This is a genomic window from Tenacibaculum sp., from assembly GCF_050290165.1.
Lineage (GTDB): Bacteria > Bacteroidota > Bacteroidia > Flavobacteriales > Flavobacteriaceae > Polaribacter.
The window spans coordinates 97,463-112,903 of the sequence record NZ_JBNKHD010000015.1; the positions used below are offsets into that span (position 1 = coordinate 97,463).

The 15,441-nt window shown below is 34.2% G+C and carries 14 protein-coding genes; all 14 read right to left on the minus strand.

Features of this window, described 5'->3' with window-relative positions:
- Window positions 1–33: 33 nt before the first annotated feature.
- Window positions 34–2,457 carry a heavy metal translocating P-type ATPase gene (locus ACQY6M_RS11480; protein ID WP_428742038.1) on the minus strand — a complete coding sequence of 808 codons (2,424 nt, stop codon included), beginning with the start codon at window positions 2,455–2,457 and terminating at the stop codon, window positions 34–36.
- A gap of 86 nt (window positions 2,458–2,543) precedes the next feature.
- Window positions 2,544–3,104, minus strand: a complete 561-nt coding sequence (locus tag ACQY6M_RS11485; RefSeq protein ID WP_428742039.1) for a helix-turn-helix domain-containing protein — start codon at window positions 3,102–3,104, stop codon at window positions 2,544–2,546.
- Window positions 3,105–3,182: 78 nt separating this feature from the next.
- Window positions 3,183–3,722: a hypothetical protein gene (locus ACQY6M_RS11490; RefSeq protein ID WP_428742040.1), complete on the minus strand. Its 540-nt coding sequence runs from the start codon at window positions 3,720–3,722 to the stop codon at window positions 3,183–3,185.
- A gap of 90 nt (window positions 3,723–3,812) precedes the next feature.
- A complete protein-coding gene (locus tag ACQY6M_RS11495; RefSeq protein ID WP_428742041.1) occupies window positions 3,813–4,382 on the minus strand; it encodes a hypothetical protein in 570 nt (189 codons plus the stop codon).
- A gap of 747 nt (window positions 4,383–5,129) precedes the next feature.
- Window positions 5,130–6,140, minus strand: coding sequence for an OmpA family protein (locus ACQY6M_RS11500; RefSeq protein ID WP_428742042.1), 1,011 nt, complete (start codon window positions 6,138–6,140; stop codon window positions 5,130–5,132).
- A gap of 65 nt (window positions 6,141–6,205) precedes the next feature.
- On the minus strand, window positions 6,206–6,580 hold the full coding sequence (locus tag ACQY6M_RS11505; RefSeq protein WP_428742043.1) for a YdeI/OmpD-associated family protein: 375 nt from the start codon (window positions 6,578–6,580) through the stop codon (window positions 6,206–6,208).
- Window positions 6,580–7,002, minus strand: a complete 423-nt coding sequence (locus ACQY6M_RS11510; protein ID WP_428742044.1) for a VOC family protein — start codon at window positions 7,000–7,002, stop codon at window positions 6,580–6,582. Before ACQY6M_RS11510 ends, ACQY6M_RS11505 begins: the two co-directional genes overlap by 1 nt.
- Window positions 7,003–7,299: 297 nt before the next feature.
- Entirely contained in the window at window positions 7,300–7,728 is a 429-nt protein-coding gene (locus ACQY6M_RS11515) for an META domain-containing protein (protein WP_428742045.1), read from the minus strand.
- A 9-nt stretch (window positions 7,729–7,737) separates the two neighbouring features.
- Window positions 7,738–8,736 (minus strand): PliI family lysozyme inhibitor of I-type lysozyme, encoded by a 999-nt coding sequence (locus tag ACQY6M_RS11520; RefSeq protein ID WP_428742046.1) that lies wholly within the window; start codon window positions 8,734–8,736, stop codon window positions 7,738–7,740.
- Window positions 8,737–8,985: 249 nt separating this feature from the next.
- A complete protein-coding gene (locus ACQY6M_RS11525; RefSeq protein ID WP_428742047.1) occupies window positions 8,986–10,794 on the minus strand; it encodes an acyl-CoA dehydrogenase family protein in 1,809 nt (602 codons plus the stop codon).
- A 45-nt stretch (window positions 10,795–10,839) separates the two neighbouring features.
- Complete coding sequence (locus ACQY6M_RS11530) at window positions 10,840–11,202, minus strand: four helix bundle protein (RefSeq protein ID WP_159493710.1); 363 nt, start codon at window positions 11,200–11,202, stop codon at window positions 10,840–10,842.
- A gap of 39 nt (window positions 11,203–11,241) precedes the next feature.
- Window positions 11,242–12,432 carry an acetyl-CoA C-acyltransferase gene (locus tag ACQY6M_RS11535; protein WP_428742048.1) on the minus strand — a complete coding sequence of 397 codons (1,191 nt, stop codon included), beginning with the start codon at window positions 12,430–12,432 and terminating at the stop codon, window positions 11,242–11,244.
- Between the two features lie 4 nt (window positions 12,433–12,436).
- Window positions 12,437–14,842, minus strand: coding sequence for a 3-hydroxyacyl-CoA dehydrogenase NAD-binding domain-containing protein (locus tag ACQY6M_RS11540; protein WP_428742049.1), 2,406 nt, complete (start codon window positions 14,840–14,842; stop codon window positions 12,437–12,439).
- A gap of 28 nt (window positions 14,843–14,870) precedes the next feature.
- The gene (locus tag ACQY6M_RS11545) at window positions 14,871–15,317 is read right to left on the minus strand and encodes a MarR family winged helix-turn-helix transcriptional regulator (RefSeq protein WP_133537296.1); all 447 of its coding nucleotides are present in this window, start codon (window positions 15,315–15,317) and stop codon (window positions 14,871–14,873) included.
- Window positions 15,318–15,441 lie beyond the last annotated feature (124 nt).

A 15,441-nucleotide genomic window follows, 5' to 3' on the forward strand; every position in this document is an offset into this window, starting at 1 on the left:
TAAATGAGCTTTAAAAATTACCAACACTTGAGTCTAAGTATTTTTATTTTTCCACTTTAATCGTAAACTATTGCTCACCACACTTACACTACTCATAGCCATGGCTGCACCAGCAATCATTGGGTTGAGTAAGAAACCGTTTACTGGATATAAAATACCTGCTGCAATAGGAATACCAATCAGGTTGTAGATAAATGCCCAAAACAAGTTTTGCTTAATGGTAGCTACTGTTTGTTTAGACAATTTTATAGCTTGAGGTATTTTACTAAGATCTGATGAAATAATGGTCATTTTAGCCACGTCCATAGCAATGTCGCTACCTTTACCCATGGCAATACTAACATCGGCAGTCGCTAAGGCTGTACTATCGTTAATACCATCACCCACCATCGCAACAGTTTTTCCTTGCTGTTGCAATTCTCTCACAAAATCGGCTTTGTGTTGTGGTAATACTTCAGCTTTGTAATGTTTGATACCCGTCTCTTCAGCAATAGACTTAGCTGTGGCTTCATTATCACCTGTAAGCATGTACAACTCAATATCCATCGCTTGTAATTCTTTAATTGCCTGTACCGATGTTTCTTTAATTTTATCAGAAATGGCAAGTACAGAAAGTGCTTGTTGACTATTGGCAAACCAGATAACGGTTTTAGCTTGTTTTCCCCATTCGTCAGCTTGTTGTAAAAGAGCATCGGCTATGGTTATGTTATTTTGAGTTAGCAGTTTTTTATTCCCAACAAAAAAGGTTGCTCCGTTATAATCAGCTTTGGCACCTTTCCCAGTAATACTGTCAAAGTTAGATAATTCAACAGTTGATAGTTCACCCAAATGTTTTACCACAGCTTCGGCTAATGGATGTTCCGATTTTTTTTCAATACTTAAAAGAATATTTTGAGCAGAGTTATCATTGTCTAACCAATGAATATTAGCAACCTGAGGTTTTCCTTCTGTAATTGTCCCTGTTTTATCTAAAATAATGGCATTTACTTTTTTAGCCAATTCAAGACTTTCGGCATCTTTAATCAAAATACCTTTTTCGGCGCCTTTACCCACACCTACCATAATCGCGGTTGGGGTAGCAAGTCCTAAGGCACAAGGGCATGCAATAACCAACACCGTTATAGCAGCTAACAAACCTTGTACCACTCCATTATCGCCTCCTAAAATCAACCAAATTATAAAGGTTATGATCGCAATACCCATCACTACAGGAACAAAAATACCTGCAATTTTATCTACTAATTTTTGCACAGGGGCTTTACTACCTTGTGCATCTTGTACCATTTTGATGATTTGCGCAAGCATGGTTTCTTTTCCTACCTTAACGGCCTTGAATTGGAAACTCCCTTTTTGATTGATAGTGCCTGCAAACACTTTTTCATTTTTATTTTTCAATACAGGTATAGGTTCGCCACTCAACATACTTTCATCTACAAAAGAACTACCAGTGGTTACAATTCCATCCACCGCAATTTTTTCTCCTGGTTTTACAAGGATAATATCATCGGCAATTACCTCTTCAATAGCGGTTTGTTTTTCGGTTCCGTCTGCTTGTACCACAATAACCGTTTTAGGTTGTAACCCCATTAATTTTTTAATAGCAGAAGAGGTATTTCCTTTGGCTTTTTCCTCTAATAACTTACCTAATAAAATAAATGCAATAATTACTGCGGCAGCTTCAAAATACACATGCGCTTCTAATCCTTTGGCTTCCCAAAATTCAGGGAATAGCATATTAAAGACACTAAATAGATAAGCAATTCCCGTACTTAAAGCCACCAGTGTATCCATATTAGCAGAACGGTGTTTAGCTTGTTTCCATGCATTGATATAAAAGTCTTTACCAAACCACATAACTACAGGTGTAGCAAATGCCCACATGATTGCATTGGCATAGGGGATATTTGTTAAAAACATTCCGATGGTCACTACAGGTAACGAAAGGATTACCGACCAAAGAGTTTTGGTTTTTAATTGTTTGAACTTTTTTTCATGAATAGCTTCTAAAGTTTCCTGTTGAGAGGTTTCATCTTCAATTAACAAGTCGTAACCCACACCTTGCACTGCTTTTTGCAGTTTTAAAGCATTGGTCATATTTGGAAGATATTCAACGGTAAGGTTTCCAGTGGCAAAATTCACATTAGCATTGACAACACCGGGTTCGTAGCTAACAATACTTTCGGCACTTCCAGCACAAGAAGCACAGGTCATACCCAATACTGGGAATACTTTTTTAACGACGGTAACTCCATAGCCAAGATCTTTTATGGCATTGACTGCTTTGGAAAGCACCTCTTCGTTATTTATAGTAATAGCGGCTCTTTGGTTGTTGAGTTCTACTTTGTGGGTGGTAACCCCTTCTACACGTGAAAGTCCTTTTTCAACGATTAATGCACAGTGTTCACTTTCTACCCCTTCTAAAGGTAGGTAAATTATATCGTTATTATTTGTTGCCATTTTTTTGTTGTATTAATTGTACAATACAAAGTTGACATTAATATACAGAAAAATTATTGTGGAATTTTGGGATTGATTTATAAGATTTACACTTTGTCTAACGGTTTTCGCTTATCCTCACGGATTTTTTTAAAATGACTAGGAGTGAGTCCTGTAACTTTTTTAAACTGATTGCTTAAATAAGCTACACTTGAATAGTTTAAGCGGAAAGCGATTTCACTTAACGACAATTCGTCGTACACCAATAGTTCTTTTACCTTTTCTATTTTTTGAGCAATAAAATATTTTTCTATGGTAGTGCCTTCTACTTCTGAAAATAGGTTAGATAAATAGTTGTAATCGTGATTGAGTTCCTTGCTCACAACCTCAGATAGGTTGGTTTTGGCATCGTTATCTTGATGATGTACCAAATTGATGATTACATTCTTTATATGCTCAATAATGCGACTTTTTTTATCGTCTATGATTTCAAAACCTAGGTTGAGTAATATGTTGCCTAATTGCTCTTTTTCTTTTGTTGTAAGCTCTTTTTCGAGTGTAACTTCTCCTAATTTGATGTTCTTTACACCCAAACCTAATTTGTCCAATTCATTTTGAATGACTAGAATACAGCGGTTGCAAACCATGTTTTTGATAAAAAGTGTCATCTTATTTTTCTAGTATCTATATTTTGTAAAGATAAAAATCTATAAGAAAGGAAGTAGGTGCGAAAGAATAACATTTTATTATTCTTTACTTTTTTTTCTATTGTAATTAGTGTGTTTAAAATCTTCATTTTCTGTTATGAAGAAATTATAAATTGTACTAGTTGAAGAAAAGTCATCTTTCTGGGTTGATGTGCTAATTACATATGTCATAGTTGAACCTTGATAGACTTTGTAAAAAGCATCATCATCAATATATGAATCATAAATTTTTCCTTTCCAGTTTTTTATTTGAGTTATGTACTCATTATACTTTTCTTTTTCGTGTATTTGAATATTTAATCTATTTGGATAATTTTCATTACCAGAAAAATATAACATTAAAAAGGATTCAGCTTTATTACTAAAGTTCGATTTGTTATATGCAAAACTCAATCCACCGTATTTGTCAGAAGTTGGAGATTTAGCATTTATTAAACTCCAGTTTCTCTTTGTTAAATATTCTTCAGCTTCGGCGATATTCTTTTTTCTGACAGATAATAATTGTTGAAGTGACAAATTCTGTGAACTTGCAGGGGTTGCTATTGAAGCAAATAAAATTAAAATTAAATTTTTTTTCATTTTCGGTTTTTCTTAAAGCTACACAACAGTTCTACATTATGAAGGTTGGTACATCGAGTGTAATCGTACGCCATTTTACGCATGTAATAGTTAGTAATCTTTAATATACTCTATTATTAATTCAGGTTCTTTATCCAAGAAATCCTCAAAACTCACATCTTTTGAAAACGCTTTGCTCGTATATTTTTCTGTTTCTTTAAGAAACTTTCGTGGTTCTACAATTTCAAATACGTGAGAAGTGAAATATCTTTGTAATGCTTCCGCATGATGTAGGTAGGTCTTGGCATTATCTTTATCAAAAAGCCTATATGAAAAAACCAAGAAATCAAGGTTTAAGTTTCTAAATCCTTGATATGCTTTTGGTTTATCACTCCCATATGAAATTCCGTTGGTAACATTAGGAAAATAAAATCTTCCTAATTCAATCTTTGCAGATAAGGTTGAAAGTAAATCGATTTTTAAATCCTTGTTAGGAAAATCATTTTGAGCTTCTAGTTTAAGTCTTATTAGAACTTGATTTGTTTCATCATACCATTTCAATATTTCACTTCTATATTGACTATGTAGTTCATATTTCTTAGTACTTGACATATAAGCGTAGACTAAAGCTACTGCAGAAAGTACTAAAGAACCTATTGCGATATAATCACTGGTTTGCATTGTATTTTCAATTAGCTATAACTTTTTTATAAAAGCGCATTTAGTATTTGTTAAATTACTGTAAAATAAGTTGTTATATTTGCATAAAACCGTAAAAAAAGTAAGGTTTTTCCGTGTTTTTTTAGTAAATAAAGGGTGTTTGTGTTATAGATAAAGAGATTTCTCACCTTCGTTATACTCCAGTTCGAAATGACGTTTTGTGTACTATACTTCGTGAGATAACCACGTCGTTACTACTCCTCGTTATGACGTTATACGAGAGTGAGATTTAGCTACGCTGAACCTAGCGGTTTCTCACTTTTGTTATACTCCAGTTCGAAATGACATTTTGTGTATTATCTTTCGTAAGATAACCACGTTGTTGTTGCTCCTCGTTATGACGTTTTATTTATCGTCATTGCGAACAATAGTGAAGCAATCTTTGCATTTGTAACTAAAAGTAAACAAATTACTTCGTTATTCTTCCTAGTAAAGACGTTGGTAGCGTTTTGTCATTTCGAAGAAGGTACGACTGAGAAATCTTATAAAATAGAGTTACTAATTTTTATTTAGTTATGAGAAAGATTTAGCTACACTGAACCTAACGATTTCTTGTCGCTCATAAAATTGCTCTGTTGAAATGAGGTTTGGTATGCTATACTTTATGAGATAACCACGACGTTGTCACTTCTCGTTATGAGATTTTTGTTTTGAGTTTTTATGAAGTAACCACGTTGTTATCTCTTTACATCATAGTTTTTTATCGTTTTATTTACCAGAAATTTTAATTAACTCAACTCTTCTGTTTTGTGCTTTTCCTTCTTCCGAACTGTTGTCGGCAATAGGGTTGTTTTGTCCATATCCATGGGAGATTAAACGATTTTGATCAATCCCTGCTATAATAATTTCATTTTTAACAGTAGAAGCTCTTTCTTCTGAAAGTTTTAGGTTATGACCTTCGTTTCCTGTATTATCGGTATACCCGTTAATTTCAATTTTCATATCGGGTAAATTTTTTAAAACCGTTACTATTTCATTTACAGCAGAAATACCATCTGGTTTAAGAGTTGCTTTATCAGTATCAAAATTAATGTGTAAAACAGACTTCCCTGTTTCTTCTAAATCTTTTTGAATTTTATCTGATTTAATGAATTTAATGGTCTGTTCAAATCCTTTTTCTTGAACTATTTGGATAGAGATACCACCATATTTTGCTTTGTCGATTGCTATGTAAACATTACCATCATTTTTATGGATAGCATAAGTTATGATGGGATTGTTGTAAATGTCAATGCTTCCGTCTAAACCAGCATAAGTACATAGGTTTATATATTTTTCTTTTCTTTCACCTTCAAGTTTTCCTTCAAATACCTTTATTCCACCAGCTTTTTGGATAGCGTCTTCGTAACTTTTAAGGAGATAACGATTGCTGATTTCTTTGTTACCTTCTTCGTCTTGTTGAACATATGCACAGAATGTTTTTCCTTCGACTTCGAAAATGTCATCTGGAGTTACAACAACAATAAAATCAAAGTCTTTTGGTTTTACGTTATTCATGTATTTTGTACCCTCAGGAGCTGAGAAAAAAGGAAAATCTCCAATATTTTCTTCTGATATTGGTAATTTATTGATGTCGAATTTTTCTGCTTGCTTTTGTTCTACATTGTTGTTTTCAGTAACCGTAGTTTTTTCTGATTGAACGGTTTCGTTTGACTCTTTTTTTTCTTTACAGGCTATTAATGAGAGAGTAAAAATCGCTAATACTATAAGTTTCTTCATTGTATTTTTTTGTTTTTAATTATAATTGATATATTTATTAGGAGGTAGGCAATTGTGTTTTTTTGCTATAAATTTTTCCACTTGCCTTTTTCTTTCGCTATTGCTATATGTTTACGTCCATTCTCTGTCATTAGTCCTTGTTCAATCATTCGTTCTGCACGCTCAATATTTCTATCGCTCCAATTACTCCTTTTTGGATTTCGAGGTGTAAATGTTAAATAGTAACTTTCATTATCACGTTTTTTGCAAAGACTATCAATCCAACCAAAACAAACAGCTTCTTCTGTTGCGTCAATTAAACTAACACATTCTTTTGTACTGTTTTTTTTGTGAAGAATAAGCCAAACGTTTTTTTCGGTTTCACAATTTTTTTCCAACCAATTTCGCCATTCTTTTCTTGTTTTAAAATAAACAGCGGGTTTACCGTCTTTCATTTCCATTATTCCGCTGTATTTGTCTTTAAAGTTTCTAAATAGTGATTATTGGTCATAATTCCGAGAATATTACCAAATGGATCAATTACAGAAGCTGTTACGAATGCCATTTTTCCGCCACTTCTGTCAATAATGGGTTCGTATAATTTTGCTCCTTTTGAAATTAAAAGGTCAAGTGTTTTTTGTAATTCATCAACATGCCAATAGGCAATGGCTCCACCAATTTCTTTCGTTGAACTTTTAGGGGCGTACTTTTTATCAATAATTCCAAGTTCATGTTGATAATCACCAAGTCGAAATTCCGAGTAGCCAGGAACATTAAAATAAGGCTGCATTCCTAAAATTTCGCTGTACCAGTTTTTTGCTTTTTCGTGGTCGTCTGCGTAAAAACTAATTGTTGATAATCCACGCAATTTTATTTGTTCCATATTATCTTTTTGTGTTTCGGAATTTATGATAAAAGGACTGAAAAAAAATGCAGAAATCCGTAATTGAAATAAGGTTTTTCCGTAGTTTTTAGCATGTTATATTTCGTGAGATAACCACGTCGCTGTTGCTCCTCGTTATGACGTTATTTTATGATAAAAATAAAAACCTCATGCCGTAAAGTACGAGGTTTCGTTTTATTAGAAATTGTGATTATTTAGTTCGAAATGACGGTCAAAGTGTTTTGTCATTTCGAAGAAGGTACGACTGAGAAATCTTGTAAATTAGAATTACTAATTTTACTCAGTTAGGGTTATTTTTTTATAACGCATCATTGGTACGTCGTCCATAAGCAAGTTTAGCTTTCCTTCTTCGTCATAACTGTACTTGTTTATTTTTTTTATGGTTTTTAAAAACTCTTGTTCTCCTTGTCCGCAATACATCATGGTTGTTGGTCCAGCTTCTCCAAAAGAAATAGCATTTTCTTTACCTAATGTAAATTCAGCAGAGTATCCGTTACAACCGTCATTTCCCATGACTTTCATGGTTTCTTTATCAAAGGTAAGTTGAGGTTTTTTGTTAGGGAATAGTCCATCAAAAGCAATTCTTGGTCCAGAAATATATTCTAACTCCCAAGTAGTACCATATAATTGTTCACTGGTATCTTTTTTGGTACACGACACGGTGATTAATAGAATTGTAGCAAATAAAAATGTTAGTTTTTTCATAATAATTATTTAATTGTTAGTGTTAATAATAGTTGCATTTTTTATTACAAATTTTCTTGAAGCTTCCCCATCAATCATATGATAAATAATTTGTCTAACACCACCTGTAGGGTTGACATTACTGTCTTCTTCTTTATAAATAGGGAAGTGTTGTGTTAGGGTGGTTTCAATAAGAGTAAATCTATCGTGTCCCATATATCCCTTACTCAATTCTTTATTTTCAGTAATAGGAGGGAAGTAGATTGAACTCATCGATTTTTTATTATTTACCGAAAACCCAATAACATTTCCATAGCTTCCACTTCCACCAGATTGGGTGTAGATTAGTACTTCGGGAGAACCATCTGAGTTTAAATCTTCTATTTCAGCATCTACAACGCTTCCGTCAATAATTTGAGTAAAAGGTGTATTGTCTATCTCTAATCCATAAGGAGCGACGGTTAACTCGGTTTCTATATCATTCCTTTTTGTGGTAATATTAAAACCAATTCCTTGTAAGTTTAAATGTTTGTTGAAAATGGTCTTGTCTATTTGTGTTTGGTCTAGATCTTCTTCAATTTTATGATAAGTGTCTGCAAGACTTCCACCTCCTGAACAATAAAAGTTTAGGATACTGTTATCTTCTTCGCTTTCAGTAGCAATTGAAATTTGTTTGTCTTTAAAAGAGAAAAGTATGGTTTTTCCATCTATGATAGATTTGTAAGTGCTATCATTTTCTTTTTCAGCAAGAGCATCAAAAGTACAGGTTGGCTTTTTCTTGTCTGCACGTGAACGAACAGTAATTTTTAACTCATCGTTTATAGAAGGCTTCACAGCCACCGACACCCAATCGTATCCTTCGTCTCTCTTTTCATATGCTGAAGAAACGTAGTTTCCTACAATATTGTTTAGAGAGGCAATTGTTTTTGGAGTAGTATTGTCTTTTTGACTTGTTTTTTGTGGCTCATTTTTACAGCTAAGAAATGCTAAAAAAGCCATTCCTAATAAAGTTGCGTTTAGTTTTATCATGCTATTTTGTTTTCATAGAAATTGATTCAATAAATATACCATTAAATATATAAAAAAAGGTTTTAAGAAAATCTTATGACTCTTAGAGTAATCACAAAAAAAAAAGACCGTCAAAACCTAATTTGACGATCTTTTAAACAAACAACTAAATTCTAAAACCTATAAAAGTTGAAGAAATTTTTTATTCAATAGTTAGTTCATCTGTAATAAAACTAACTATGAAACTAATCTAATCTATCCAGAGAATTATTAGAAGCAGTATTTATTTTCTGCTTTTAATTTCTCTGCAATTATGTCACGTAACTCTACTACGTTAGGGTAGTTAGTGTATTTTGTAAAACGCTTTAATCCCATTAACATCATACGTTGCTCATCACCTTCAGCAAAAGAAATAATACCTTCTCTTGCACTTTTAGTGATAATTTCTACAGCATTGTATAAGTATAATTTTGCCATCGCAATCTGTTCTTTTTGAGCTGCTTCACCAAAACGCTTCGCGTTCTTTTCAGTTCTTAAAATTCCAGATTCTGCCATGTATATTTCAATTAAAATATTTGAAGCAGCCGTTAATAATTGTTGGTGTTGCTCTAACTCAGGACCAAACTTTTGTAAAGCAGCCCCAGCTACCATTAAGAATACTTTCTTTAATTTAGCGATGATCTCTTTTTCTTCTGAGAATAGTTCAGAATAATCTGGAGTATCAAAAGAAGGAATTCCCATTAATTCATTTTGAACTGCCATTGCAGGATTTAATAAATCTACATGACCTTTCATGGCTTTTTTAACTAACATTCCAACTGATAATAAACGGTTGATTTCGTTAGTTCCTTCGTAAATACGAGCAATACGAGCATCTCTCCAAGCAGCTTCCATAGGAGTTTCTTCAGAGAATCCCATACCTCCAAAAATTTGGATTCCTTCATCAGCACAGTTTTGTACGTCTTCAGAAACTGCCACTTTTAAGATAGAACACTCAATAGCATATTCTTCAACACCTTTTAATTCAGCTTCTTGGTGTGTGTTTCCTTCTGATTCACGAATTGCAATTCTATCTTCGATGTTTTTAGCAGCTCTGTACGATGCAGACTCACCAACATATGCATTGGTAGCCATTTCAGCTAATTTCATTTTGATAGCTCCAAACTCAGCAATAGGAGTTTTAAATTGCTTACGCTCGTTTGCGTAGTTTACAGCATGTGTTACAATTCTTCTTTGAGAATCTAAACAAGCTCCTGCTAATTTAATACGACCAACGTTTAAGGCGTTCATTGCAATTTTGAATCCACCACCACGTACAGATAACATATTTTCAACAGGAATTAATGTATCGTTGAAAAATACCTGACGAGTAGAAGAGGCACGAATACCTAATTTGTGTTCTTCTTCTCCTAAAGTTACTCCGTTAGGATTGTTTTTATCATACTCTAAGATAAAACCAGTAATGTTTTTATCATCTTCGATACGAGCAAAAACGATGAAGATTTCAGCAAAACCAGCATTCGAAATCCACATTTTTTGTCCGTTAATTTTGTAGTGTTTTCCGTCTTCAGTTAACTCAGCAGTAGTTTTACCAGAGTTAGCGTCAGATCCTGCTCCTGGTTCTGTTAAACAGTAAGCTCCGAATTTTTCACCCATTGCTAATGCAGGAACATATTTTTGCTTTTGCTCTTCAGTACCGTATAAGGTAATTGGCATGGTACCAATACCCGTATGTGCACCAAAAGCAGTACTAAAAGATCCTGTTCCACTAGAAATATAATCACATGTCAACATCGTAGAAACGAATCCCATTCCTAATCCGCCATAAGCTTCAGGAACAGCTACACCTAAAAATCCTAATTCACCAGCTTTACGCATAGTTTCTTCAGTAAGTGCGTAATCTTTTGCTTCGAAACGAGGTTTATGGGGAATGATTTCACGGTCGTTAAATTCTTTAACCGCATCACGCATCATTGTTTGCTCTTCTGAAAAATCTTCAGGAGTAAATATATCTTCACATTTTGTTTCTTTTACTAAGAACTGTCCTCCGCGTAAAAGATCTTTTGTTAATTCTGACATCTTTATTAGTTTTAAGAAAAGAGAAAATAGAGAATAGAAAAAAGACTAGGTAAGAGTATTTTGAAAACTCATTGTCATTCTTTGGAATTCTTCTATTTTTTCTTCAAGTATTGTTAATGTTTCTTGGTTAATATATTTTCTGTGAAAAGCAACTAATAACTGTGTGCCTAGTTCAAAAGAAGAACCTAAAGCAATGTTTAAATAGTTGCTAAACGACTTATTGGTATTTGCCGAACCTTCCGCAATATTACTGGGCATAGAAACAGAGCATCTGCTCATTTGAGAAGACAAATCATAACGCTCATGCTTTGGGAATTCTACTAGTACATCAGAAATGTCATTTGCAATTTCTAATCCTAGTTGCCAAATTTTTAGATTTTTATAATTATGTCTCTTACTAGTACTCATTAAAAGTCTATTCTCTTTTCTCTATGCTCTTTACTCTTACTAGCTAAGGAATTCAAAAATACCAGCAGCACCTTGACCAGTACCTACACACATGGTTACCATTCCGTATTTACCATTCATGTTACGCTTACGCATTTCATCAAATAACTGAACAGATAGTTTACCACCGGTACATCCTAATGGGTGACCTAAAGCAATTGCTCCACCATTTACGTTAATGATATCCGGATATAAACCTAATTCGCGGATAACAGCTAATGATTGTGAAGCAAATGCTTCATTTAGTTCAATTAATTCAATATCACTTTGTTGTAAACCTGCTTGTTTTAATGCTTTTGGAATGGCTGCTACAGGACCAATACCCATAATACGAGGTGGTACACCTGCTGCTGCATAACTTACTAAACGAGCTTCTGGCTGAATACCTAACTCTTTTACCATATCTTCACTCATTACCATTACGAAAGCAGCTCCGTCACTAGTTTGTGATGAGTTACCAGCAGTAACAGAACCATTAGCAGCAAATACTGGACGTAAACTACCTAAGGCTTCTACGCTAGTTCCACGACGTGGACCTTCGTCTTTAGTAACTGTATAATTTCTTGTGGCACGTTTTCCGTTGGCATCAATATAAGTTTCTTCAACATTGATTGGTGCTATTTGGTCTTGAAAACGGTCACTATCTAAAGCTTTTAAAGCTTTCATGTGTGATTCGTAAGCGAACTGATCTTGATCTGCACGAGAAATGTTGAATTGTTGTGCTACTGCTTCAGCAGTATTTCCCATTCCCCAATAGTAATCCTCGTGACCAGCATTTACGATATCGTAGTTCAATTCTGGTTTAAAACCTGTCATTGGCACTGAACTCATACTTTCTGCTCCACCAGCAATAATACACTCTGCCATTCCAGATTGAATTTTTGCTACTGCCATACCAATAGTTTCTAATCCTGATGAACAGAAACGGTTTACGGTAACTCCAGGAACATCTACAGAATCTAATCCGATTAATGAAATAATTCTTGCCATGTTTAATCCTTGAGAACCTTCAGGCATTGCGTTACCAACAATAACATCGTCGATACGCTTTACGTCGAATTCAGGCAGTTGAGTCATCATATATTTGATGGTCTCAGCAGCTAATTCATCAGCTCTTTTAAATCTGAACACACCTTTTTTAGATTTCCCTACGGCGGTTCTATATCCTTTTACTATATATGCTGTTTTCATTGTTTTAGTTTCTTAATGGTTTACCAGTTTTTAGCATGTGCTGAATACGCTCTAACGTTTTGCGTTCTGTAGTTAAACTTAAGAAAGCTTCACGTTCAAGGTCTAATAAATACTGTTCAGTAACTTTTGTTGGTTCTGATAAATCTCCTCCAGCCATTACATAGGCTAGTTTATTTGCAATTTTCTGATCATGTTCAGAAATATATTTAGAAGCTTCCATAGAATCTGTTCCTACTAAGAACATACCTAAAGCTTGCTTACCTAATACTAAAACATCTTTACGTTTTACTGGTTGTGTATAACCTGCTTCTGCTAATAACACAGCGTGTTTTTTAGCTTCAGCAATTTGACGATCCTTGTTTACAACAACAACATCTTTTCCTTTTTGTAGTAAGTTTAAATCGTAAGCTTCGTGAGCTGAAGTAGCTACTTTAGCCATACCGATAGTTAAGAAGTGCTCTTGTAATACATTTAATTGAACATCACCAGTGTGGAATAAGTCTTGTGCTCTTAACGCCATTTCTTTTGATCCACCACCACCAGGAATTACTCCAACTCCAAACTCTACTAACCCAATGTAGGTTTCAGCAGCAGCAACTACTTTATCGGCATGTAATGATAATTCACATCCTCCACCTAAGGTCATTCCGTGAGGAGCAGCAATAGTAGGAATTGCAGAGTAACGCATACGCATCATCGTATCTTGGAAATACTTGATAGCCATATTTAACTCGTCGTACTCTTGCTCAACAGCCATCATAAAAATCATTCCGATGTTGGCACCAACAGAGAAATTAGCCCCTTGATTACCAACAACTAATCCTTGGAAGTCTTTTTCAGCTAAATCGACTGCTTTGTTTAATCCAGCTAAAACATCACCACCAATAGTGTTCATTTTAGATTGGAATTCACAGTTTAAGATTCCATCTCCTAAATCCTCAATCACCACACCAGAGTTTTTGAAAACTTCGGTAGTTTTACGAATGTTATCTAAGATGATAAATGAATCTTGTCCTGGCTTTTTAACTTGTGCTTTTGCAGGGACATCGTAGTAGTAAGTAGCACCGTCTTTAACTGTGTAGAAAGATTTTTCTCCTTTAGCTACCATTTCAGTAACCCAAGCAGCAGGCTCTTTTCCTTCAGCTTTCATTAATTCGATACCTCTTTCAACTCCAACAGCATCCCAAATTTCGAAAGGACCATTTTCCCATCCGAAACCTGCTTTCATGGCATCGTCAATTCTATATAATTCGTCAGAAATTTCTGGAATTCTATTTTGAACGTACGCAAACATTGCTGCAAAGTTCTTACGGTAGAATTCACCCGCTTTATCTTTTCCGCCAACTAATACTTTAAATCGGTCAATTGGCTTGTCAATTGTCTTGGTTAATTCAAGGGTAGCAAATTTTGCTTTTTTAGACGGACGGTATTCCATCGTATCTAAATCTAATGCTAAAATTTCACGTTTCCCTTCTGCATTGGTTGTCTTTTTATAGAAACCTTGCTTAGTTTTATCTCCTAACCATTTGTTTTCCATCATCGTGTTGATGAAATCTGGTAACTTAAATAAGTCGTGAGCTTCGTCGTTTGGACAGTTTTCATAAATACCGTTAGCAACGTGTACCAATGTATCTAATCCAACTACATCAACAGTACGGAAAGTAGCTGATTTTGGACGCCCAATAACTGGACCTGTTAATTTATCAACTTCTTCAACAGTTAATCCTAATTCTTTTACTTGGTGGAATAAAGACTGTATTCCAAAGATACCAATACGGTTACCAATAAAAGCAGGAGTATCTTTAGCTAATACAGAAGTTTTTCCTAAGAATTTAGAACCATAGTCCATTAAAAAATCAGTTACCTCTTGTTTACAGTCAGGTCCTGGAACAACTTCAAATAATTTTAAATAACGAGGAGGATTAAAGAAGTGCGTTACCGCAAAGTGCTTACGGAAATCTTCACTTCGTCCTTCGTTCATAAACTTAATAGGAATACCAGAAGTGTTGGTAGAAATTATAGTGCCTGGGGTACGGTATTTTTCAACTTGTTCGAAAACACTTTGTTTAATATCTAAGCGTTCAACAACTACTTCCATAATCCAATCTACATCTTTAATTTTGTGTAAATCGTCTTCAAGGTTTCCAGTAGTAATTCTATCTGCAAATTTTTGGTTGTAGATAGGTGATGGTTTTGATTTCAATGAAGCAGCTAAAGCATCATTAACCAAACGGTTACGAACTACTTTGTCTTCTAAGGTAAGGCCTTTTGCTTTTTCTTTGTCGTTAAGTTCTCTTGGAACAATGTCCAATAATAAGACTTCAACTCCAATGTTAGCAAAATGAGATGCAATACCTGATCCCATGATACCTGAACCAATAATTGCTACTTTTTTAATTCTTCTTGCCATTTGTTTGTTGGTTTGTTTTTATACAGTTTTAATCGATATCATCATATATCAATTTGTCTGTAATTAGTTTGTTTATCGTTGTAGTTACTTTAAAAAAAGTTTCTAACTCTTCTTCAGTAATATACTCTCGTACTTTATTATTGAATTGATATACATGCCCTTTCGAAACCTCACGCATCTCCTTACCAAAGTCGGTAAGTTTTAAAATGACACTTCTTCCATCATTTGGGTTTTTCTCTCTTGATATTACTCCTTTATCTTCCATAGTTTTAAGTAAACGAGAAAGACTAGTAGGCTCCATTCCCATTAGTGGCCCTAAAGCTGTTGAAGGAGTACCGTTTTCAAAATCTATATTCAATAAAGCAAAGGCGGTAGCCATAGTGCTATCGTGCTTCGCAGCTTGCTCATTATACATTTTAGCTACAGCTTGCCATGTAGCTCTCAACTGGTGATCTATTGATTTATCCTTATCCATCGATGCCAAATATATAAAAATTTATTATGCACGCATAGTATTCTTAAAAAAAATTATGCATGCATAATAAAAATAATGTAAATTTTAAGTGTAACGTTTTTGTGGTATGGCTATCTAATACTTG

Bases quoted from the DNA above. Each gene is read 5' to 3' on its own strand.
- ACQY6M_RS11505 (WP_428742043.1), bottom strand. From the start codon at position 6,580: ATGGAAATGAAAGACGGTAAACCCGCTGTTTATTTTAAAACAAGAAAA.
- ACQY6M_RS11480 (WP_428742038.1), bottom strand. From the start codon at position 2,457: ATGGCAACAAATAATAACGATATAATTTACCTACCTTTAGAAGGGGTA.
- ACQY6M_RS11485 (WP_428742039.1), bottom strand. From the start codon at position 3,104: ATGACACTTTTTATCAAAAACATGGTTTGCAACCGCTGTATTCTAGTC.
- ACQY6M_RS11530 (WP_159493710.1), bottom strand. From the start codon at position 11,202: ATGAGTACTAGTAAGAGACATAATTATAAAAATCTAAAAATTTGGCAA.
- ACQY6M_RS11525 (WP_428742047.1), bottom strand. From the start codon at position 10,794: ATGTCAGAATTAACAAAAGATCTTTTACGCGGAGGACAGTTCTTAGTA.
- ACQY6M_RS11490 (WP_428742040.1), bottom strand. From the start codon at position 3,722: ATGAAAAAAAATTTAATTTTAATTTTATTTGCTTCAATAGCAACCCCT.
- ACQY6M_RS11495 (WP_428742041.1), bottom strand. From the start codon at position 4,382: ATGCAAACCAGTGATTATATCGCAATAGGTTCTTTAGTACTTTCTGCA.
- ACQY6M_RS11520 (WP_428742046.1), bottom strand. From the start codon at position 8,736: ATGATAAAACTAAACGCAACTTTATTAGGAATGGCTTTTTTAGCATTT.
- ACQY6M_RS11540 (WP_428742049.1), bottom strand. From the start codon at position 14,842: ATGGCAAGAAGAATTAAAAAAGTAGCAATTATTGGTTCAGGTATCATG.
- ACQY6M_RS11500 (WP_428742042.1), bottom strand. From the start codon at position 6,140: ATGAAGAAACTTATAGTATTAGCGATTTTTACTCTCTCATTAATAGCC.
- ACQY6M_RS11535 (WP_428742048.1), bottom strand. From the start codon at position 12,432: ATGAAAACAGCATATATAGTAAAAGGATATAGAACCGCCGTAGGGAAA.
- ACQY6M_RS11510 (WP_428742044.1), bottom strand. From the start codon at position 7,002: ATGGAACAAATAAAATTGCGTGGATTATCAACAATTAGTTTTTACGCA.
- ACQY6M_RS11515 (WP_428742045.1), bottom strand. From the start codon at position 7,728: ATGAAAAAACTAACATTTTTATTTGCTACAATTCTATTAATCACCGTG.
- ACQY6M_RS11545 (WP_133537296.1), bottom strand. From the start codon at position 15,317: ATGGATAAGGATAAATCAATAGATCACCAGTTGAGAGCTACATGGCAA.